Origin of the sequence: Bacillus cereus group sp. BfR-BA-01382 (assembly GCF_022663475.1) — a bacterium.
Taxonomy (GTDB): Bacteria; Bacillota; Bacilli; order Bacillales; family Bacillaceae_G; genus Bacillus_A; species Bacillus_A thuringiensis_S.
In genome coordinates this window covers 49,575-69,347 of record NZ_JAKUFQ010000004.1, presented here as the reverse complement: position 1 = coordinate 69,347, position 19,773 = coordinate 49,575, and the positions used below count along the sequence as shown (strand labels likewise).

Below are 19,773 nucleotides of genomic sequence, written 5' to 3'. Positions count from 1 at the left end.
CTATTCCTCAATATTTACAACATGATTCCCATCAAAGAAGTATAAACATTTCTCTTTCACAGGATGTTGTAAGCTTTTCTCCAGCGCTTTTGCATATAACGAAAGCTGTACTTTATATCGATCTTCTAAAATTGGTTTTGCTTGTTCGAATCCGCCTGGGAATTTCCCTTCAATCGTATCTGTTTTGAAGTCGATTAACGTAATGCCGTCTTCCTCTTCAATCATGCAGTCGATAACCCCTTGGACAAGAATCGTTTCTTCACTCTTCCCTTGCCAATCTTGATATGCTTCTTCTGCTGCAAGCATCATCGTAAATGGCACTTCACGCTCAACACTTTTCGCCGCTAGTACCCTTTTACCTAAATCACTGTCAAAGAATGAAATTACTTTTTCAATCGCTATTTCTTCCGCCTGCTCGAATGTTAATAATTCCTTATTTACCATTCCAGCAATTTGCTCTTGCAGAACTTCAACCGTAATCGGCTTCTTCAAATCAACATGCTGCATAACGGCATGGACTGCTGTTCCACGCTCTGCGTACGTTAATCCTTTTTTCTCCATAAAGCGCGGACGTGTTTTAATTGGCGTACGTAGTTTTTTAATAAAGGCATTATCGCTACCTTCTTCAGATTGATAATTTCTCTTTATTTCTGTAACAGATTGCTTCGCACGATAAGATGTTGCATCCTCATATCCGTACTTCCACATTAATCTGTCGTACACTTCTTCTTTCCGTTCACTTTGCAGGGGAACAGCCTTTTTCTCACGAAGCGCTTCTAACAATTCTTGTTTCTCTTCTTGAACTGGCTCTGGTGCAAGTAGCGTGTTACCGTCCACAACTTCTACTTTCCAGTTCGTCTCATACCCGTAAATTTCATCTGGAATACTTCCTTGTCCTAATTCAAGAAGCATTTCACTATCACGGTGTCTATATAATGAAGGTGCAATCCAGTCTAAATAACAAGACGCTCCGGCACGTATGTGATCCGGTAATAACCATTCACTATGTTCCCTCGCATCAAGCCATTTTTCCATCTCCTTATTTGCATCCTTAACTGTTCCGATTAAAATTAACTTCTCTTTCGCACGCGTCAACGCTACGTATAGTACGCGCATTTCTTCCGCAATTAATTCCATTTTCATTTTACGTTTAATCGCAAGCTGTGATAATGTCGTGTATTTAATTCGTTTACGCGGATCGATAAATTGCGAACCGAAACCGAAATCTTTATGGAGTAAGAAACGTTTCATTAAGTCTTGTGTATTAAAACGACGGCCGAGTCCAGCTACAAATACAACCGGGAACTCTAGCCCTTTACTTTTATGGATCGTCATGATGCGAACAACGTCTTCTTGTTCACCGAGGGCCCTCGCCGTCCCCATATCATCACCGCGTTCTAAAATACGTTCAATAAAACGTAAGAAGCGGAATAATCCTCTAAATGATGTTGCTTCATATTGTCTTGCACGGTCATATAGTACGCGTAAGTTTGCCTGCCTTTGCTTTCCAGCTGGTAAACCGCCAACGAAGTCGTAATAACCTGTCTCGCCGTACACTTTCCAAATTAAATCAGAAAGTGATTGTTGACGTGCAAATTCACGCCATCCTTGCAGTAAGTTATAAAACCACTCTAGTTTTTCATGAAGTTCTTGTTCCTCTTCAAGCGGTGCACCTTTTAAGAATGAGCTCATTACTTCATAAAACGAGCCTTTCTTTCCGTGAGCACGAAGCGTCGCAAGGTCTTCATCGTTTAATCCAACGATTGGGGAACGAAGTACAGCTGCAAGCGGGATATCTTGCAGCGGATTATCAATAACGCGGAATACGTTCATCATAATATTTACTTCCGTTGCTTCAAAATAACCAGTCGCAAGGTCAGCATATACCGGAATTCCTTGCAATTTTAACTCTTCCATAATTTGCGGCGCCCACGGCATGGAGCGAAGTAAAATAACGAAGTCGCGGTATTGTACAGGACGCATACTATCCGTTTTACGGTCATACACTTCATAACCGGAATCAACCATCGCTTTAATGCGCTGCGCCATAAGGCGAGCTTCAAGCTGTGCTTTTTCGACTTCTGCACCTTCTTCACCGTCTATTACTTCTTCTTCCGTTTGCTGAATACAGAGTAATTCTGCCGCTACATCTTCACCTTCTGGATAGGTAGCACCTAGTTTTAATTCAGCGTCAGCATCGTAGTCAATCTCTCCAACTTCTTCGCCCATAATTTGTTTGAAAATGAAGTTCGTACCTGCTAGTACTTCATGACGACTACGGAAGTTTTTCGCTAAGTCAATCTTCATTCCGCCGCCCAATCCTTCTTGTGTGAAGCGTTTATACTTTCCTAGGAATAGTCCTGGTTCAGCTAGTCGGAAACGATAAATCGACTGCTTTACGTCACCAACCATGAACAAGTTTCCTTCACTCTCAGAATCTTTCGTTACGAATTTAATAATGGATTCCTGTACAAAGTTCGTATCTTGATATTCATCGACTAATACTTCAGTAAATTTATTACGATATTGGAGCGCCACTGCTGACGGATTCATTTCACCATTTTCACTTTGTTCACTTAAAATTTGTAAACAGAAATGCTCTAAATCTGTGAAATCGACCATTCCTTTATCTCGCTTCATCGCTTGGAAACGCTCTGTAAATACTTTTACAAGTTGAACAAGCTTTTCTAATACTGGGTGCATATCTTGAAAATCTCGTAAGAAACTTTCAGGTTTGCGGCTAAATAACTCTTCTTGTAATTTCTTTACTTCATCTTTCGCTTTATTACGAAGAGAGTCTACTTGTTTTACAACATCTTCATTGTAATCACTTTTCTTAATACGCTTTAACGTTTGCCACGATACGTTTTGCATCGCTTCATACACGCTTGTCCACGACTCACGAGCAGCTGATGATAACGTTCCAAGTAATGCTACATCTGCTTGCAGGGTTTCAACGCGAGGCGCTGGACCGTCAGGAAGCATTGCGAGTTCAGTTGCCTTACGAATATGCTGTTCCGCTGTTTCAAGCTGGAATTTCACATCTTCTAATAAATAAGAAGCATATACTAAATCTTCAATTGTCTTTCCTTCTACGTCATATGCTTCTACTAATTTATCAAGCCATTTTTCCGGATTTGGATGCGCTCTTGACTCTGTATGAAGCGCTAAAATCATACGTTGTAAGTCATCATCACTACGGTCACTCGTATAACGATCAACAAGTTCAAAGAAGATTGTATTATCTTCGATTCCGTACTCTTCTTCTAATATGTCATCTAGCACTTCTTCTTTTAACAATTCATTTTCTGTTTGATTCGCAATACGGAAACGAGGATCAACATCCAGCATGTAGTAATATCCTCTAATTACTTGTAAACAGAATGAGTGAATTGTTGAAATGGAAGCTTTATTTAATAGGCTCAGTTGCTTTCTTACATGCTGAGAGCCTGGTTCATCAATTAATACCTTTTCTAACGCTTCCCCAATTCGATTTTTCATCTCTTGCGCTGCTGCATTTGTAAATGTTACAACGAGCAGGCGGTCGACATCGACTGGATTCTCTTCATTAATAATCTTTTTAATAATACGTTCAACTAATACTGCTGTTTTACCTGATCCAGCTGCAGCCGCAACTAAAATATCACGTCCGTTCGCTACAACAGCTTTCCACTGGTCATCTGTCCATTGACTACCTTCTGGTTTTTTAGGCCAATTTTCTATCATTCTCCGCCAACCTCCTCTCTTATTTTCTCCATCGCTTCACTATCTTTCATATCTTTTAACGTACGGAATTGATTATCTTCAAGTGACTCATCAAATTGACAAACAGATTTGAAGTTACAGAACGTGCACGCTGCTTTATTTCCCATTTTATAAGGAGCAATATCGATAACACCTTCTGTAATATCTTTTCCGATATTTTCAAACGTATGGTGTACATATTTTTGCAGTACGTTAAACTCTTGCTCACTTGCAATACTTGAACGCGCACTAAAGCTACCGTCTTTTTTCAGGCCAGCAGAAATAATATCTGAACTCCCTGTTGAAAGTTTGTTATCCATTAAACGAACAACGTCAGCATCTCCTAATACGAGTCCTTTCATTTTAAATTTCTTTAAAATTTCTTTTTCAATTTCGGCTTCAGATGCGTCACCTTTCATTTCAACAATTGGATTATGGATATGAAAATACAATACACCCGCTGGTGATGCTGCTTGGCCTTTTTTCATCCACGTCTGTGCATTCGAAGTAACAACATCTAAATACGTTAACATTTGAAGTGCTAATCCGTAATACACTTCTGTTAAATCTAACGCTTTTGAACTTGATTTATAATCAATAATACGTAAGAACGTCCCGTTCTCATCTTCTGCCTTATCAACACGGTCAATACGGCCGACTACTTCCATCTTCACACCATTTGGTAGTGAGAATTCCATCGGCGGAAGTGATCCTGTACCGCCCATACCGAATGGCACTTCTAAATCAACTGGTACGAATCCGCTCGACTTCGCATGTTCACGAAGAATGATTGACGTACGGAAAATGATTTGTTGTAGTTTTTGTTTTAAATAGAAATGACGGTTTGAACTTAATAAAATTTGTCGTTGTAATAACGGTGCGATTTCTTCTATTACTAAGACAGAAAGATACTCACACTCTTTTATAGATAAATCCGCCCAAGTGCGGTTTTCACGCAATAACTTATCCGCAATTTTCTTTAATGCCGCATGGAATAATTCACCGATGTCTGGTGCATCAAGCTTGAAAATATCACGCTCTCTAAGTGATAAACCGTGCTGTGCAAAATGAGCGTATGCACAACGGTTAAATAGTTCCATACGAGAGACGCTTCCTTTAATTATATCTCCATATAAATCTCTACTTACTGCTGTACTTAGCTTCTTCGCACGATTTCGATAGAATAAACTTGATAAGACGCGGCTACTTTTTTGTTTCCATTCATCTGAAGTTACGTAGAAGTTGTATACGTCCCACCAAAAGTCTAAATTCCCTTCAAATCCGTATCGCTTCCACGTTTGTAGTTGCTGCATAACGTAAGATAACGTTACTTCTGGCGTTGCTACGTATGAAATTTGTTCTGAACGTGATAAATCATTTACGTCATTCGTAATAAATGAATCTTTCACATTAGGGAACATTCTTTTTATTTTCTTAATAAAGCTAGACGCAAGTAACGTCTTTCCTTCTTCATCTGCAAGCGGGCATGAAATGTATAACCTCTCAGACGCTCTCGTTACCATTTGATACATAACGAACTGTTCTTCTAACAAAGTTTGTCTCGTCGTTGGCGCTAATTCAATCCCTGCCGCACCAAGAACTTCTCTTTCCTCATCAGAAAGCATACCTTCATCCATAGGTGCTGCTGGAATGACCCCCTCATTTACACCTATAATAAACGTTGCTTTCACGTCAGATAACCTGGAGTGATCAATATTAGCAATTAACACTTGGTCTAATGACGGCGGAATGTTAGCAAATTGAAGTGCCTCAAGACCTGTCGACATAACGTCCGTAAACATAGAAAGAGACATTTTCTCTTCACCAAGCATCTCTACAAATGTATCAAGAAGACTCATTACTTCTTCCCATACTTGTTCATGATCTGTCGCAAATAAGAAATCTCCACTTTCTTCTGCACGTATACGTAATTCTTCTAGCTTCTTCGGAACATCCAGTTCTTCTAAAAATAAGTAAACTGCTTCACACATTTGCATAACTGTTCCTGCACGCTTTAACCTTTTTTGCATGCGAATAACAGGTGTTCTTACAACGTCACGTAACATATTTATTTTCTCTTCCATTTCACGTTCACTGTCTGTAATCATCCCGTTCGTATCATCAAGAGAACGATAACGGCGATACATCCATGGATCCTCTGAAGTCCACCTCTTTCCTTGTACACCGTACGCTAAACAGTAATTTTCAAATTCATCCATTTCTTCACGCATCGTTTCTTTTCTTACGTCTAATGGATATAAAAGCTCTGTTTTCACGCAGCGGAACACCGCATCATAACGCCAATTCCCACTAATAATCTCGAGTGCAGAACGAATACATTCTACTAATGGGTGGTGTGACATCGGACGCTTTTCATCGATGAAGTGCGGGATATTGTAATCTGTAAATAACGTGCGCATCACATCGTAATAACTTTCCCCATTACGAAGAAGCACTGCAATATCTCGGTAACGATATTTTTCATTCGCAACAAGTTTACGAATTTCACGAGCAACACCTTCTACCTCCGCTCGTAAATTCGCAGCTGTGCTAATCGTTACACTCGCTTGACCGTTAAATTTTTCATTCGGACGCGCTTCATAATGAGCTTCTAAATGCGCTAATGCCGGAGAATGAAAACGCGGCTGTTCCATAAGTGGAATTGTTTTTTCAATTTCTATTTTCTCTTCACGCGCTACTTGTTTGATTTTTTCATACGTTAACGTCGTTTCATAAAATAAATCGAGTTCATTTACTGGCTGTGCTAACGTTTTTTCATCTATCGTTAACGTGATCGTAACTCTCGCTCCGCAAATCATAAGCTGTCTTACAATCTCTAACTCTTGCGGGGAGAATGAATGAAATCCATCTATATAAATTTCCGCACCATTTACATATTCAGACTGCGGAAGCTTTTCCACTAGCAATTGCAGGTAGTCTTCTGAATCTAAATATTTTCCAATTAAAGCACGTTCAAAATCATCGTATAATAGCTGTACATCATACACTTTATTCGCTAGTAACTTTTGTTCGGCACTGCTACTATGCGCATCCAATTGTTGCCACATTTCATATACGTTAGATGGCGTTACATTGTAACGTTTAAACTCTGCAATCATACTGCCAAGATGTTCAAAGAAACCGTTTTGCTCCGCTGCTTTTTGGAACACCGATAATCCATCTTTACGAGACTCTACAATTTTACGGAGTAACATATGTACACCCGCTTCATCAATATGAAGACGACTCGCTCCGCCAACTTCTTGTAGTACCTTCCACGCTAATCGTGAAAAACTAAAAACTTGTGCCCGAATAGAACCTCTTACATCCTCACTTCCAATTAACGCCTGCTGCGTCTGGAATGTCATCTGTTCTGGCACAAGATATAATATTGTTTTCCCTCTCGGGCGTTGTTTTAACTCTTCTTGCACTTCGCGTAAACAAAGTGTACTTTTTCCACTTCCCGCTCTACCAATCACAAATCGAAGTGACATGTAACCCCACCTTTCACTTACATAACGAACGTTAGTTTGCTACTATAATTGTATTATAGTACACGAAAAAAGACAAACTGAGTTGTTTGTCTTTTCTATACTTCTATCTATTATATCAACCTTTTGAAAAATTCGTTTGCACCTCTTGAATTGGCCAATATCGCAAATCAACTTTACCGACGACTGTATCAGCTTTTACAAAGCCAAAGTGTCTACTATCCCAGCTCCCGAGCCGGTTATCACCTACTACAAAAATAAACCCGGGTGGCACCAGCTTTTCTTTCGTTAACTCTTCTAATTTAAAGTCGCCTGTTAGTTGCCTTCCATTTATCTCTTTCTTATATTTCTCTAGATACGGCTCATCAATAAATTGTCCATTTATATATAACTTATCATGCTTATATTCAATATGATCTCCAGGTAAACCGATAATTCGCTTTACATAGTCCTCTTTTTTATTCGCATGAAACACCACAACGTCAAATCTGTTCAAGTCCCCAACTTGATAACTCACCTTATTTACAACGAGCATATTACCATCTTGCAATGTCGGCATCATTGACTTCCCCTCTACAACATACGTTGAGAAGAAAAACGTTCGAAAAAATACAGCTAATAATACACCAATTAAAATTGTTCGTATCCACTCTATGCCTTCTTTTTTCAAAGTTTTCTTCATCCGCTTCTCCCCTTATCCTTTAATACTGAAGCTTTCCTTTACAAAGAAGACTATTCTTAATGTAGTTCTAACTTTACTTCAATTTTCTTACCGACATACCATAAAATAAAAATACCAATCGCTACAATGACTGATTTCACCGGATTATGAATAAATGACATTAAATCATGACCGATATACGTTAAAATAAAAATCATCACAAGTTTTCCGAATGCTAACGCTAGCCCAAACTGTTTTACACTAATTCGTGATAAACCAGCGACAACATTTATTAGCGCTGACGGTGTAAACGGAAAACAAAATATAACAAAAATCGGTGCGAATCCTTTCCTTTCAATCCACCCCATTGCTTTTCTTACTCTCTCATGCTTATTTACAAACGAAAAGAAACGACTGCGACCAAAATGGCGGATGATGAAAAAGACAAGTAATGCACCCATTACTGATCCAAGCCATGAATAAAGAAAACCGAGCCAAAAGCCAAATGCAACAGCATTCGCCAGTACAAATACAATAAGCGGTAATGCTGGAATCAACGCCTCTATCATCGGTAAACCAATACCAAGAAGTGGTCCGAACGCTTTATAACTCTCAACAATATGATCCATATTTTCTGGTGAAAAATACTCTTTGATTGTCTGAAAATCCATTCTACACTTTACCCCTTTACTCTAAATACTATCCCTACTGTATCATTGCTTATATGAAAGAGGAAATGGTAGATACGACATATGGAGATGTATTTATTAAAGTTTCCATATCTTTCATAAGAATTCCTTCATTATTTAGCTATGATAATCTATCAATATTCGACAGGAAATGTCGTTCGTTTTGTTATTTAGGTGGTTTTCCGATATTTTTATCGGTAAATGAAATTACAACTCGGTTTTTCTAACACATCTCTTTATCTATAAAGATTGATAAAATGAAACTTTAATCAACCCTCACCAATCCGGCTTTTACAGGCAGCAGGGCCCCCACCTAACTTCTTTGCTTTCGCTGAATTTTGATGTGTGCGTCTTACTGCCCGGTAAATAGCGGATAAACAAAAAAGAATGGGGATGATTCCCCCATCCTTTCACACTTCGCCTTCCTTCACAAAATACACTCTCTCATAAGCAGGTCTTAATGTTGATTCCTCTTTTTTATCAATCTCTTTAAAACAAGGGCTCCCTTGTTTTTTCCTACGATCTTCATATTCAGTACGCAATTTCGCTGTACGATTTTGTTGATTTTCAAAACTAGTTTTTGATATTTCTAATTTCACAGCAAAGCCATTTATAAACCTAATAATAAGATTTCCATCTTTTAATTCTTTATTACCTTCAATATAAAAATGAGACAACCAAGCGCACTCTTTTCTAGAGTAAGAATAGGTAGGGAAAAAATAAAGTTGATCTGTAGGACTAATCGCAATCGGTGCTTTATGTGTAATATGAGTTAATTCTTTCGTTCCTTCTTTTCTGCCTAAGAAACTAGAACCATGCTTTCGGCAACTTCTTTCTATAATATCTAGTGGTTTTTGAAATACGAAAAAAGAATCATTCATTTCAACGACTCGCGTAACAATTTTCTTTTCACTTAGAATAACAGGAAGTAAGGCCATCGTATTTTTCGTTACAACATAATTTTCGACATAGCGTTCCACTTTACTTTCCATACTCTATTATCTCCTTTTTTCCATTTATATTAGCAGCTGCATATATAATTTTAGCACCTATGAAAAGAAAACGGATTGCACATTCTACTATTTTACATTAATTTATTATTTATCAAACATTCTTCAAATTTCAAAATAAATATATAAAAATAACAAGATGGCATTGTGCACAAAAAAGCATTTATACTGCTATAAATATTTGAAATCACTTCCTCATTTCACATCATTACAACAATTAACTTTGTTATAATTAAAATGTAAATCCAATATATGGAGGGCCACTATGGAAGAAAAAGAGATCCAACCATCGATTCAAATGAAAAATAGTAGCGTCATTATCGTGAAAAATTCAGCTAGTATTATATTCGGTTTATTTTTTATTCTGCTATTCTTTGCCAAACCGTTTCGTAAATCAAAATGTACAGAATGTAAAAAACGTGAGAAGAAAAACGTAGCGAAAAAAGAGTAAAAGGCCTTCCTTTTTGGAAAGCCTTTTTACATTTGTAGTATCATTTTATTTATTCTTCTTCACCCTTAGAAAAACAACTATATTTTCTTCCAAGGTTCTCTACATCTTTTTTGATTTGTAATATGATCCTTATATAAAACATGAGAAAGAGTATTTGTACTTGTTACCCGCTTTTAATTTTTACTAAAAAATTTAAATTTGTACATCTTTTTCCATCACTAACAATTCGTCAATTAATTAACTTTGTAATATAAGTTTTGTATATAATGTCATTCAAAAACACAATATATATAAGTAGCTATTTATAATTACATTGCTTTTTATCGAATTCTAAAAAGGAGTTGTATACTATGGATAAAGAAAATCTATTAAGTCAGCAGGTTAATAGCATCCCCTCAGATGCTCTGAATACTCCTAGCAAGGAACAAGAACAACTGTTAGAAACATCATCTCAAAACGTACAAAATTCCAATAACAATACTAACAAAAAAGATGAGACTCAAGGTCTATCTGGAAAAGATTCCCCTATTTCAATAAAGAATACAAACTTATAGTTATTTACTATCATACGCAGCAAATGCTCTTGCTGAACTAATTCTTATACAGAAACTAATACGCATTCCCGATAATTTTTTACCAGTTGTAACATAGAAAAAGAGATTTAGATATAAAAACAGGCTCTGAAAAAAATTTCTGCACAACCTAAAAAAAAAGGATGGCATTAGCCATCCTTTTTTCCATCATCAACTATAAAATTATAGTTTGATTACGTTTTTAGCTTGAGGTCCACGGTTACCGTCTTCGATTTCGAAGCTAACTTTTTGACCTTCTTCTAAAGATTTGAAACCGTCAGTTTCGATTGCTGAGAAGTGTACGAATACGTCGTTTTCGCCTGGAACTTCGATGAAACCGAAACCTTTTTCGTTGTTAAACCATTTTACTTGTCCTGTTACTGCCATAATTATTTCCTCCTAAGAAAATACAAATTTTAAATTTTTTAGTCTTCCTGTCTAAAAAAAGAATCCACACATTATCAAATACGAAACATAAACTAGTTCTCACATACTTTTTCTCGTTCGTTTTCAGCACTTGATAACATATGGATTGCTTAATTTAACTATTCAACTGACATCATCATAGCACATTAAAATAAAATGTACAATCTTTTTCTAAAATGGAATTTCTAATTTTTAGTATTTCTTATAAAATATAATTATCTCTATTCCAAATAAGGAGGAATTTATGAACAACAAAATTCCTAGAAAAACATTAAAAAGAATCGAAGAGGATATTGAAAATAATAATCTTGGAAAAGCAAGAGACAGATTGCACGGCCTCATCTTTACATACCCAAATGAATTACATCTTCGAAAACAACTCGGAGATATTTATTATAAATTACAATATCCAGAAATGGCTGGACGTTACTGGTATCTAGAGGAGCATAAAACAGATATTATGCATGAATCATGTTTATTATTTGAGAAATCAATGGGAAATAACCCTCATCATATTGCACGCGCTTTAAAGTTTAAAGGCGATTCTAACCATATAAAAGCTTTGTATAAAGATCAACCTTTATCTTCAGTGCAGAAGAAAGTAGCAGAGGAGTTAATTTATGAGTATAAAGAAACATGGCAAGATAAGCTAGTTCCTTTTGGCTGTCTAGCATTCCTTGCTTGCCTTCTCTTTTCTGCCATTGTTGGTCTATTCACTATTTGGAATTGGATTTTTTAATTATAGGGGGAATTTTCACATGTCAAACTATGATAACGAAGAAAAGCTAACAGGCGGAAACGTTTCGAACGTATATCGTTCTGAAAATACTGTTCGTCGAGAGTTAAAGCCAGATAGCGCAAAAATCCATAAGCTATTACAACACTTAGAAAACAAAGGATTTCATTATACTCCAAAGTTTTTAGGTGTAGATGAAGAAGATAGAGAGGTTTTATCCTTTATTGAAGGAGAAGCTGGGAATTATCCTTTAAAAGAATATATGCGATCTAATGATGTATTAAAAGGAATCGCAAAGATGCTCCGCCTTTACCATGATGCTGTAAGTGATTTTCCGTTATTAGATGATTGGAAACCGATGGATCACACGCCAAATAACATTGAGGTTTTATGCCACAATGATTTTGCCATATATAACATTATTTTTAATAATGAGAAGCCAGTAGGGATTATTGATTTCGATGTTGCTGCTCCTGGTCCAAGACTATGGGATATCGCTTATACACTTTATACTTGTGTGCCTTTAAGTAGAGTGTATTATACAGAATCTGGTGAAGCCATTCATTATGAATCATCGCAACATGCAGATCGTATTAAAGAGAGAGTGAAATTATTCGTTCAGTCCTATGGTAAAAATATGGATGAAGATTACTTAGGAATGGTGTTGCTACGATTAGAAGGGTTATGTACATATATGAAACGAAAAGCGCAAGAAGGCGACTTGAATTTCCAAAGAATGATTGATGAAGGACATCTAGAGCATTATGAGAAAGATATGAAGTTTATTCGTAATCATAGGGCTGAGTGGCGTTGATTTAGTAATAAAGAAAAGTTAGTATCGTTTTTTGCCGATAAATTGATATCTCTTTTCGAATCGTTCACAAAATAACAAGGGGCCCCCTTCAAACAGGTGCCCCTTCCTTTTATTTCGTAAACTGTGCTTCTTCTGTAGATCCTTTTAACGCTGTCGTTGATGAAGTTCCGCCTGTAATCACTTGTGCAACTTCATCAAAGTAACCTGTTCCTACTTCGCGTTGATGACGTGTTGCAGAGTAGCCGTGTTTTTCTGCTGCAAATTCAGCTTGTTGTAGTTCAGAGTATGCTGCCATGCCGCGCTCTTTATAGCCACGTGCTAGTTCAAACATACCGTAATTTAATGAATGGAATCCAGCAAGTGTTACGAATTGGAACTTATAACCGTAAGATGCGATTTCCTTTTGGAAGCTCGCAATTGTTTTTTCATCTAGTTTTTGTTTCCAGTTGAATGAAGGTGAACAGTTATATGCAAGTAACTTTCCTGGATGCTCCTTATGAATTGCGTCCGCAAATCGTTTTGCATCTTCTAAATTTGGTTCCGACGTTTCACACCAAACGAGGTCTGCATACGGTGCATACGCTAAACCGCGCGCAATCGCTTGATCAAGACCTGCATTCGTACGGTAAAATCCTTCTGGTGTTCTTTCTCCTGTAATAAATGCTTTATCAACAGGATCGATATCGCTCGTAATTAAATCAGCTGCATCTGCATCTGTTCTTGCAACGATAATTGTTGGCACTCCCATTACATCTGCTGCAAGACGTGCAGAAATTAAATTACGTACCGCTGTTTGCGTTGGTAGTAGTACTTTTCCACCTAAATGGCCACATTTTTTCTCTGAAGATAATTGATCTTCAAAATGCACACCTGATGCACCTGCTTCAATCATACCTTTCATCAGTTCGAATACGTTTAATTGTCCACCAAATCCAGCTTCTGCATCTGCTACAATCGGTACGAAATAGTCTGTATCATCGCTTCCTTCCATATGTTGAATTTGATCCGCACGTTGAAGTGTTTGATTAATTCGTTTCACTACAGCAGGTACGCTGTTCGCTGGATATAAACTTTGGTCTGGATACATATGTCCAGAAAGGTTTGCATCAGCTGCCACTTGCCAACCACTTAAGTAAATCGCTTTTAACCCAGCTTTTACTTGTTGCATCGCTTGATTTCCTGTTAATGCGCCAAGTGCGTTAATATAGTCTTCTGTATGAAGCGATGTCCAAAGCTTCTCAGCACCGCGGCGCGCTAATGTATGTTCAATATCAATTGATCCGCGCAGGCGAATTACATCTTCTGCCGAATATGGACGTGTGATCCCTTTCCAACGCTCATCTAATTCCCAGCTTTCTTGTAATTTCTCAATTCTTTCGTTTTTCATTTATTCCATCCCCTTTTCATTTTTTATAAAATTTCATAACCTGGTAATGTTAAAAATGGTACGAATTCATCATTTCGAACGAGATTTGTAAACAACATTGTCGCCTCTTGGAATCTCCCTTTCTTAAAGGCTTCCTTACCAATCTCTCTTTCTATTTTTGCTAATTCTTCTTCTTTTAGCTCTTCCATTAATTCAAGCGTAATATTACGACCATCATTTAGTTTTCCACCTTCATGACGAATCCATTGCCATACTTGTGCTCTTGAAATTTCAGCAGTTGCCGCATCTTCCATTAAGTTATAAATGGGTGCTGCTCCCCGTCCGCTTAACCAAGATGCAATATATTGAATACCTACGCTAATATTCATGCGAAGGCCCTCTTCTGTAATCGTTCCCACCGGTACCTCTAGTAAATCGTTTTCTGTTACACATATTTCTTCACGTTTTCTGAAAATTTGATTTGGTGTTTTCATAATGTGATTAAATACTTCCATTGCAACCGGTACAAGTCCAGGGTGAGCAACCCAAGTCCCGTCATGACCGTCTAAAGCTTCGCGCTCCTTATCAGCACGCACTTTTTCAAAAGCTGCTTCATTCGCTTCTGGATTATTTTTAATCGGAATTTGTGCCGCCATTCCTCCAATTGCTGGTGCATTACGGCGGTGACACGTTTGAATTACTTTCAAAGAATACGAACGCATAAATGGCGCTGTCATCGTGACTTGTGCTCTATCTGGTAGTAAGAATTTATTATGATTACGGAAACTCTTTAAAAAGCTAAAAATATAATCCCATCTTCCACAGTTTAAGCCAGCAGAATGATCTTTTAGCTCATACAAAATTTCATCCATTTCAAACGAAGCGTGAATCGTTTCCAGTAACACAGTTGCTTTAATCGTTCCATTTGGAATGCCGATATATTTTTGAGCAAATACGAATACATCATTCCATAATCTCGCTTCTAAATAACTTTCCATTTTCGGTAAGTAAAAGTATGGGCCGCTCCCTTTTGCTAAAAGAGCTTTCGCATTATGGAAAAAGTACAAGCCGAAATCTACTAAGCTACCTGACATATTTTCCCCATCAACTTGCATATGCTTTTCCTCTAAATGCCATCCTCTTGGACGTACAATGAGTACAGCTGTTTTCTCATTTAATCTATATTCTTTCCCTTTATCATTTTCATGTGAAATCGTTCCCTTTACTGCATCTCGTAAGTTGATTTGACCTTCCACTGCATTTTCCCAAGTTGGTGAATTCGAATCTTCAAAATCCGCCATAAAAAGATGCGCTCCTGAATTTAAAGCGTTAATGACCATCTTTCTATCTACCGGTCCAGTAATCTCTACGCGGCGATCCTCTAAGTCTTTTGGCAGCTTGGCAATTGTCCAATCCGCTTCACGTATGTGTTTTGTTTCTTCTAGAAACTTCGGAAACTCCCCTGCATCAATTCTCTTTTGTTTTTCTACACGTTTTTGTAAAAGTTCTATGCGGCGCTCATTAAAATTCTCATGTAGTTCCTTCAAAAAACTAAGCACCTCAGGTGTCAATATTTCGTTGTACGCTGGTAACATTTCTCCAACGAGTGTAACCCGTGAAGTTTGCGTCGACATATTAGCATCCCCTTCTTAAACTGTTTTATAACAGATTTGATTTCATGTTTTATATTATATAACAAATCTTCAGAAAAGGAAGTTTTTTTTGAAAATTCACTTCATTTTTTTTTCAAAACGCCATTCTTTCGCGCTTTATTTCATACAAAAAAAGGCCGCTGTTATACAACAACGACCTTTTTGTATTATTTTTAAATTTAACTTTGACTAGTTAAACTTTATTACTGCCCTTGTTCCATATCATGCAATATTGCTCTATGTAAAAACTGTGCGTATTGTTCTCTCGTTACCTTCATAGACGGACCAAATTTACCTTCTCCGATTCCCATTGTAATACCATTTGTTTGTACTGCACTAATTGCATTCGTTGCCCATGAATTTGCTGAAACATCATTAAAGTTATGAGATCCCTTTGCCTGTAAGTCAAAAGCATTCGTAAGAACTTGTGCCATTTCCGCACGCGTTAACGTCGCCTTCGGTCTAAAGTTTCCATTCTCGTCTCCCTGGAAAATTCCCATTTCCGTTAAAGCCAATATTTCCTCGATAAAGCTTGTTGAATTTTCATCGATATCTCCATATGGGTTTTCATATTCATCTTGTTCTTCCATATCAAACACACGGTAAATTAAAGCTGCAACTTGCTCACGTGTTACATTATCCCCAAAACCGAATATTCCATCGCCATATCCCAAAATAATTTCTTGTTCCGCTAAATCATGAATCGCCTCATATGCCCAATGCCCTTTTGGTACATCTTTAAATACAATTGTATTTGTTTTTTGCAACGGTGCACTTTCCGCTTTTACATTGTTACTCTCTGCTGAGAATAACACCCCACCCATAATTGTTAATGCTGTAGCTGTTTTTAATAATTTTTTGCTCATTACATTTCCTCCCCAATATGTATATGTTTTTTCAAATATACATAACAAATAGTATAGTAACAATATATTTTCCGACACATTTCGTGACGGTTTTGTGAATCATATTACACATCATGTCTTTTTTATGGGGTTGATTATAAAGCTTATGTATAACATTAAAAATACATAAAAACGAATAATAATTCTTTTTTAAACAAACAAAAAAGCACAAATATTTCTATTTGTGCTTTCATATTTCACTCTATCTCCAATCCTCTTTCAAATGATAATTAATAATCGCATTATTAATAAATTGAGCATATTGTTCTCTAGGTACAGGGCGATTTAATTCATACATGCCATTCCCAGTTCCTCTTACAACATTATTAGATTGTAGCGCACTAATTGCATCTTCTGCCCAGTGGCCTTTTGGAATATCTTTAAATGTATGTTTTTGCTTCGTTTCAAAAGTAAATGCTCGTTTTAAAATGACAGCCATTTCCGCTCTAGAGACTGGTGCTTTCGGCCTAAAGTTCCCTTGCCCATCCCCTGTAAAAACACCACGTTTTGTTAACGCCAAAATTTCCTTTTTAAAAGTTGTTGTACTATCAGAAATATCTTTATACGGATTCGCTACTGATCCTTCTTCTTTCATTTCAAGTGTTCTGTAAATAATACCAGCTACTTGTTCACGTGTTGTAAGATCACCAACACCATACTTCCCGTTTCCATACCCTAATATAATTTTATGATATGCTAAATCCATAATAGCGTCATATGCCCAAAACCCGTATGGAACATCTTCAAACACAATCATTTGTGGATACTCTTCCGCTTTTACAGGCGTCACATTCGTCCCTGCAAATATCCCTCCTGCCATTGTCGCAATCATCATTACACCCAATATTTTTTTCTTCATCGTCCTCTCTCCCTATTTCATTCAAATAAAATGAACTTCATTGTTTCAGGAGTACTATTTTTTGGTGAATGTAAGATAAAATGCAAATCTTCTAGAAGAAATATTTCCACTACCTTTCTGCTTTATGCCTCCTTCTTCCTTTTTCAAAAAGGAAGTTGTCACATCTAAGGTGTTATATACTAAAACATTCTACAATCTCTTTATAAACTCCTTTTCACTTTACAACTTCCCTTTATTGGCGCGTAAAGGAGATGCCTAATGAAGGTTACTATATTCATGATTTATATTTCAGAGGTAGCATTCCTCTCCACTGATAACTCGCCTTCTCTTCCCTTGCGAAAAGTTAGCGCCATCCCTACAAATATAAGGATAATCCCTACTACTTGCATACTAGTTGGTCTAAATCCGGTAAAAACAGTATCTAATAATATTGCAACAGCAGGATCTAAAAACACTAATACAGAAATAATTCTCGTCGATAAATGTCTTAAACTGTCAAAAAATAAGTAATATACAAATCTAGTATGTACAGATCATCACCTTGAAAATGCTCGAAATCTAAGAATAGTAGTAATAAAAAAAGCATCCTTTTTTCTTAAAAGAGGATGCTTTTTTATATTTATTAACACTCAAATATGCTACTACTTTTGAAGAGTAAATTGGCCAACTATTTGTTTTAATTTTCCTGCTGCGTTATGCATATGTTCAATTGAAACCGAAATCTCTTGAACAGATTTTTCTTGCTGTTGAATAGACTCTTTTACCCTATCAGTTCGGTCAGATGATCTTTGGGAAATTTGAGCCATGTCTTCTGCAGAAGCCGAGATTTCCTCACTACTCGCTGCAATTTCATCTGTAGACATAGATACCGTTTGAATTTGCTCAGATACTTGCTGTACTTTTTCTGTAATTGTTCCAAATACTTTTTCTGTGTGCATTACTACTTGTGTACCTGCCTGTACCTCATTATCTACTTTCCCCATCATATGTACCGTATGGTTCGTTGTTCCCATAACTTGAGTAATAAGATTCTCAATTTGTTTTGCAGAATCACTAGATTGTTCTGCTAATTTCCGCACTTCATCTGCCACAATTGCAAATCCTCTACCACTTTCACCAGCACGTGCAGCCTCAATTGCGGCGTTTAATGCTAATAAGTTAATCTGAGAGGTAATACCTTGCATAACATCAATGATTTTAACAATTTCTTCTGATTGTTCTTTCATAGTCTCTACTTGTTTCACACCGCTATGTACCGAATTTTGGATTGTATCCATCTGTTGAATCATTTGTTTCATTAATTTGTTACCATTCTCTGCATCTAATGCTGATTGAGCAGACAATTCATTTACAGAGGACGATGTATTGACTATACTCTGCATTCCTTGTGTCAATTCTTCCATCGCACCCGCAGTTTGTTCCATTGCTTGCATTTGACTCTCTGCACCATTTGCAACTTCTTCAATATCCATAGTGATTTTCTTCGCTGCACTACTAGATACTTCTGATGCAGATGCTACTCCGTCTGCATGTTGGAATAAAAGCTGAATATTATTCTCTACTTCTTGCATATTTGTTCTTAGCCCTGCAATCATCTCGTTAAAATTACTTACTAATACACCTAATTCATCCTTAGCATTATAATCACCATGTACAGTTAAATCTCCTTCTTTCGCTCTTTCCATCATACGACTAACCGTTTGTAACGGAGCAACTATAAGCCTACTAATAATATAACTTACTATACATATAACGATTGTAGTAACTACTACAAGAATGATAAAGGTAATAACGGATCGATCAATCATTTTTTGAGAATCTTTAAACACTTGATCAGCTAAGTTTGAAACATACGATTCTAGATCCACTGCATAACCAGCTAACTCTATTCCCTTCGGTTTTAATTCCTTCTGAAATTCATTTACCATTTGTGACTCATTTGTTGCCTTCGCCTTTTCAAATAATTTTTTATATGTATCTTTATAACTTGGCAAAGATTTCTTCATCTTCTGAAACAGTTCATCCTCTTGCTTACTTAAATTAAAACCATCATCATATTCTTTTAATAAAGAATCATATTTTTTAAGATCCTTTTCAATATTATCAATTATCCCCTCTTTATTTGCCACTTCATTTTGTGATGCAGTAATTAATTCTAATAAGTTATATTCTAGTGAATTTTGTGTGCGAAGCATTCCTTCTAATAAAATTGCAGAATATTGATAATCATCTACTACAACCTCTGTATCGTGCTTAATCTTATTAATGGAATTAATTGCTACACTGCTCATAATTACCATACCTAAAACTGCTAATGAAATAAGCGATAATAATTTATATTTCACTTTTAAATTTTGTAAAAAATACATTTTTCCACCTTTATTCCTTTATATATAG

15 protein-coding genes and 2 pseudogenes are annotated in these 19,773 nt (G+C 36.6%); 4 read left to right on the top strand and 13 right to left on the bottom strand.

Annotation, left to right across the window (positions count from 1 at the left end; translation table 11 throughout):
• The 5 genes from addA to MR160_RS03080 form a co-directional block, all read right to left on the bottom strand.
• A complete protein-coding gene (gene addA, locus MR160_RS03100) occupies positions 1-3,726 on the bottom strand; it encodes a helicase-exonuclease AddAB subunit AddA (protein WP_242297054.1) in 3,726 nt (1,241 codons plus the stop codon).
• Complete coding sequence (gene addB, locus MR160_RS03095; protein ID WP_242297053.1) at positions 3,723-7,238, bottom strand: helicase-exonuclease AddAB subunit AddB; 3,516 nt, start codon at positions 7,236-7,238, stop codon at positions 3,723-3,725. The genes addA and addB overlap by 4 nt, the downstream gene beginning before the upstream one ends.
• Before the next feature lie 115 nt (positions 7,239-7,353).
• Complete coding sequence (gene lepB / locus MR160_RS03090) at positions 7,354-7,917, bottom strand: signal peptidase I (RefSeq protein WP_000751896.1); 564 nt, start codon at positions 7,915-7,917, stop codon at positions 7,354-7,356.
• Positions 7,918-7,973: 56 nt separating this feature from the next.
• Complete coding sequence (locus MR160_RS03085; RefSeq protein ID WP_000347517.1) at positions 7,974-8,567, bottom strand: TVP38/TMEM64 family protein; 594 nt, start codon at positions 8,565-8,567, stop codon at positions 7,974-7,976.
• A gap of 428 nt (positions 8,568-8,995) precedes the next feature.
• Complete coding sequence (locus MR160_RS03080) at positions 8,996-9,577, bottom strand: competence protein ComK (RefSeq protein ID WP_000444446.1); 582 nt, start codon at positions 9,575-9,577, stop codon at positions 8,996-8,998.
• A 283-nt stretch (positions 9,578-9,860) separates the two neighbouring features.
• Here MR160_RS03080 and MR160_RS03075 point away from each other — a divergent pair, with 283 nt between their 5' ends.
• Both MR160_RS03075 and MR160_RS03070 read left to right on the top strand, forming a co-directional pair.
• A complete protein-coding gene (locus tag MR160_RS03075; RefSeq protein ID WP_000391375.1) occupies positions 9,861-10,046 on the top strand; it encodes a hypothetical protein in 186 nt (61 codons plus the stop codon).
• Positions 10,047-10,396: 350 nt separating this feature from the next.
• Positions 10,397-10,600, top strand: a complete 204-nt coding sequence (locus tag MR160_RS03070) for a hypothetical protein (protein ID WP_000356915.1) — start codon at positions 10,397-10,399, stop codon at positions 10,598-10,600.
• A 201-nt stretch (positions 10,601-10,801) separates the two neighbouring features.
• Here the strand turns inward: MR160_RS03070 and cspA are convergent, their stop codons facing one another.
• Positions 10,802-11,005: an RNA chaperone/antiterminator CspA gene (gene cspA / locus MR160_RS03065; protein WP_000301518.1), complete on the bottom strand. Its 204-nt coding sequence runs from the start codon at positions 11,003-11,005 to the stop codon at positions 10,802-10,804.
• Positions 11,006-11,288: 283 nt separating this feature from the next.
• On the opposite strand from cspA, the gene MR160_RS03060 reads away from it, so the two are divergent.
• Positions 11,289-11,783, top strand: a complete 495-nt coding sequence (locus MR160_RS03060) for a DUF6584 family protein (protein ID WP_001060337.1) — start codon at positions 11,289-11,291, stop codon at positions 11,781-11,783.
• 19 nt (positions 11,784-11,802) lie between these two features.
• Positions 11,803-12,594, top strand: a complete 792-nt coding sequence (locus MR160_RS03055; RefSeq protein WP_000073811.1) for a phosphotransferase — start codon at positions 11,803-11,805, stop codon at positions 12,592-12,594.
• A gap of 109 nt (positions 12,595-12,703) precedes the next feature.
• On the opposite strand, the gene aceA is transcribed toward MR160_RS03055, so the two are convergent.
• The 7 genes and pseudogenes from aceA to MR160_RS35260 all read right to left on the bottom strand — a co-directional run.
• Positions 12,704-13,981 carry an isocitrate lyase gene (gene aceA, locus MR160_RS03050; protein WP_000787346.1) on the bottom strand — a complete coding sequence of 426 codons (1,278 nt, stop codon included), beginning with the start codon at positions 13,979-13,981 and terminating at the stop codon, positions 12,704-12,706.
• A gap of 23 nt (positions 13,982-14,004) precedes the next feature.
• Positions 14,005-15,594 carry a malate synthase A gene (gene aceB, locus MR160_RS03045; RefSeq protein WP_000107342.1) on the bottom strand — a complete coding sequence of 530 codons (1,590 nt, stop codon included), beginning with the start codon at positions 15,592-15,594 and terminating at the stop codon, positions 14,005-14,007.
• Between the two features lie 221 nt (positions 15,595-15,815).
• A complete protein-coding gene (locus tag MR160_RS03040; RefSeq protein ID WP_012614769.1) occupies positions 15,816-16,478 on the bottom strand; it encodes an S-layer homology domain-containing protein in 663 nt (220 codons plus the stop codon).
• 241 nt (positions 16,479-16,719) lie between these two features.
• The gene (locus MR160_RS03035) at positions 16,720-17,376 is read right to left on the bottom strand and encodes an S-layer homology domain-containing protein (RefSeq protein ID WP_000727105.1); all 657 of its coding nucleotides are present in this window, start codon (positions 17,374-17,376) and stop codon (positions 16,720-16,722) included.
• Between the two features lie 281 nt (positions 17,377-17,657).
• Positions 17,658-17,959 (bottom strand): annotated as a pseudogene (locus tag MR160_RS35045) (EamA family transporter); the annotation flags it as partial.
• A gap of 58 nt (positions 17,960-18,017) precedes the next feature.
• A complete protein-coding gene (locus tag MR160_RS35265; RefSeq protein ID WP_407091010.1) occupies positions 18,018-18,809 on the bottom strand; it encodes a methyl-accepting chemotaxis protein in 792 nt (263 codons plus the stop codon).
• Positions 18,810-18,965: 156 nt separating this feature from the next.
• A pseudogene (locus MR160_RS35260) lies at positions 18,966-19,745 on the bottom strand (MCP four helix bundle domain-containing protein); the annotation flags it as partial.
• Between the last annotated feature and the right edge of the window lie 28 nt (positions 19,746-19,773).

Excerpts from the sequence above, each read along its gene's own strand:
- aceB (WP_000107342.1), bottom strand. The coding sequence starts at position 15,594 with ATGTCGACGCAAACTTCACGGGTTACACTCGTTGGAGAAATGTTACCA.
- MR160_RS03035 (WP_000727105.1), bottom strand. The coding sequence starts at position 17,376 with ATGAAGAAAAAAATATTGGGTGTAATGATGATTGCGACAATGGCAGGA.
- aceA (WP_000787346.1), bottom strand. The coding sequence starts at position 13,981 with ATGAAAAACGAAAGAATTGAGAAATTACAAGAAAGCTGGGAATTAGAT.
- cspA (WP_000301518.1), bottom strand. The coding sequence starts at position 11,005 with ATGGCAGTAACAGGACAAGTAAAATGGTTTAACAACGAAAAAGGTTTC.
- MR160_RS03085 (WP_000347517.1), bottom strand. The coding sequence starts at position 8,567 with ATGGATTTTCAGACAATCAAAGAGTATTTTTCACCAGAAAATATGGAT.
- MR160_RS03080 (WP_000444446.1), bottom strand. The coding sequence starts at position 9,577 with ATGGAAAGTAAAGTGGAACGCTATGTCGAAAATTATGTTGTAACGAAA.
- lepB (WP_000751896.1), bottom strand. The coding sequence starts at position 7,917 with ATGAAGAAAACTTTGAAAAAAGAAGGCATAGAGTGGATACGAACAATT.
- MR160_RS03055 (WP_000073811.1), top strand. The coding sequence starts at position 11,803 with ATGTCAAACTATGATAACGAAGAAAAGCTAACAGGCGGAAACGTTTCG.
- MR160_RS03040 (WP_012614769.1), bottom strand. The coding sequence starts at position 16,478 with ATGAGCAAAAAATTATTAAAAACAGCTACAGCATTAACAATTATGGGT.
- MR160_RS03060 (WP_001060337.1), top strand. The coding sequence starts at position 11,289 with ATGAACAACAAAATTCCTAGAAAAACATTAAAAAGAATCGAAGAGGAT.
- addB (WP_242297053.1), bottom strand. The coding sequence starts at position 7,238 with ATGTCACTTCGATTTGTGATTGGTAGAGCGGGAAGTGGAAAAAGTACA.
- MR160_RS35265 (WP_407091010.1), bottom strand. The coding sequence starts at position 18,809 with ATGCAAGCAATGGAACAAACTGCGGGTGCGATGGAAGAATTGACACAA.
- MR160_RS03075 (WP_000391375.1), top strand. The coding sequence starts at position 9,861 with ATGGAAGAAAAAGAGATCCAACCATCGATTCAAATGAAAAATAGTAGC.
- MR160_RS03070 (WP_000356915.1), top strand. The coding sequence starts at position 10,397 with ATGGATAAAGAAAATCTATTAAGTCAGCAGGTTAATAGCATCCCCTCA.
- addA (WP_242297054.1), bottom strand. The coding sequence starts at position 3,726 with ATGATAGAAAATTGGCCTAAAAAACCAGAAGGTAGTCAATGGACAGAT.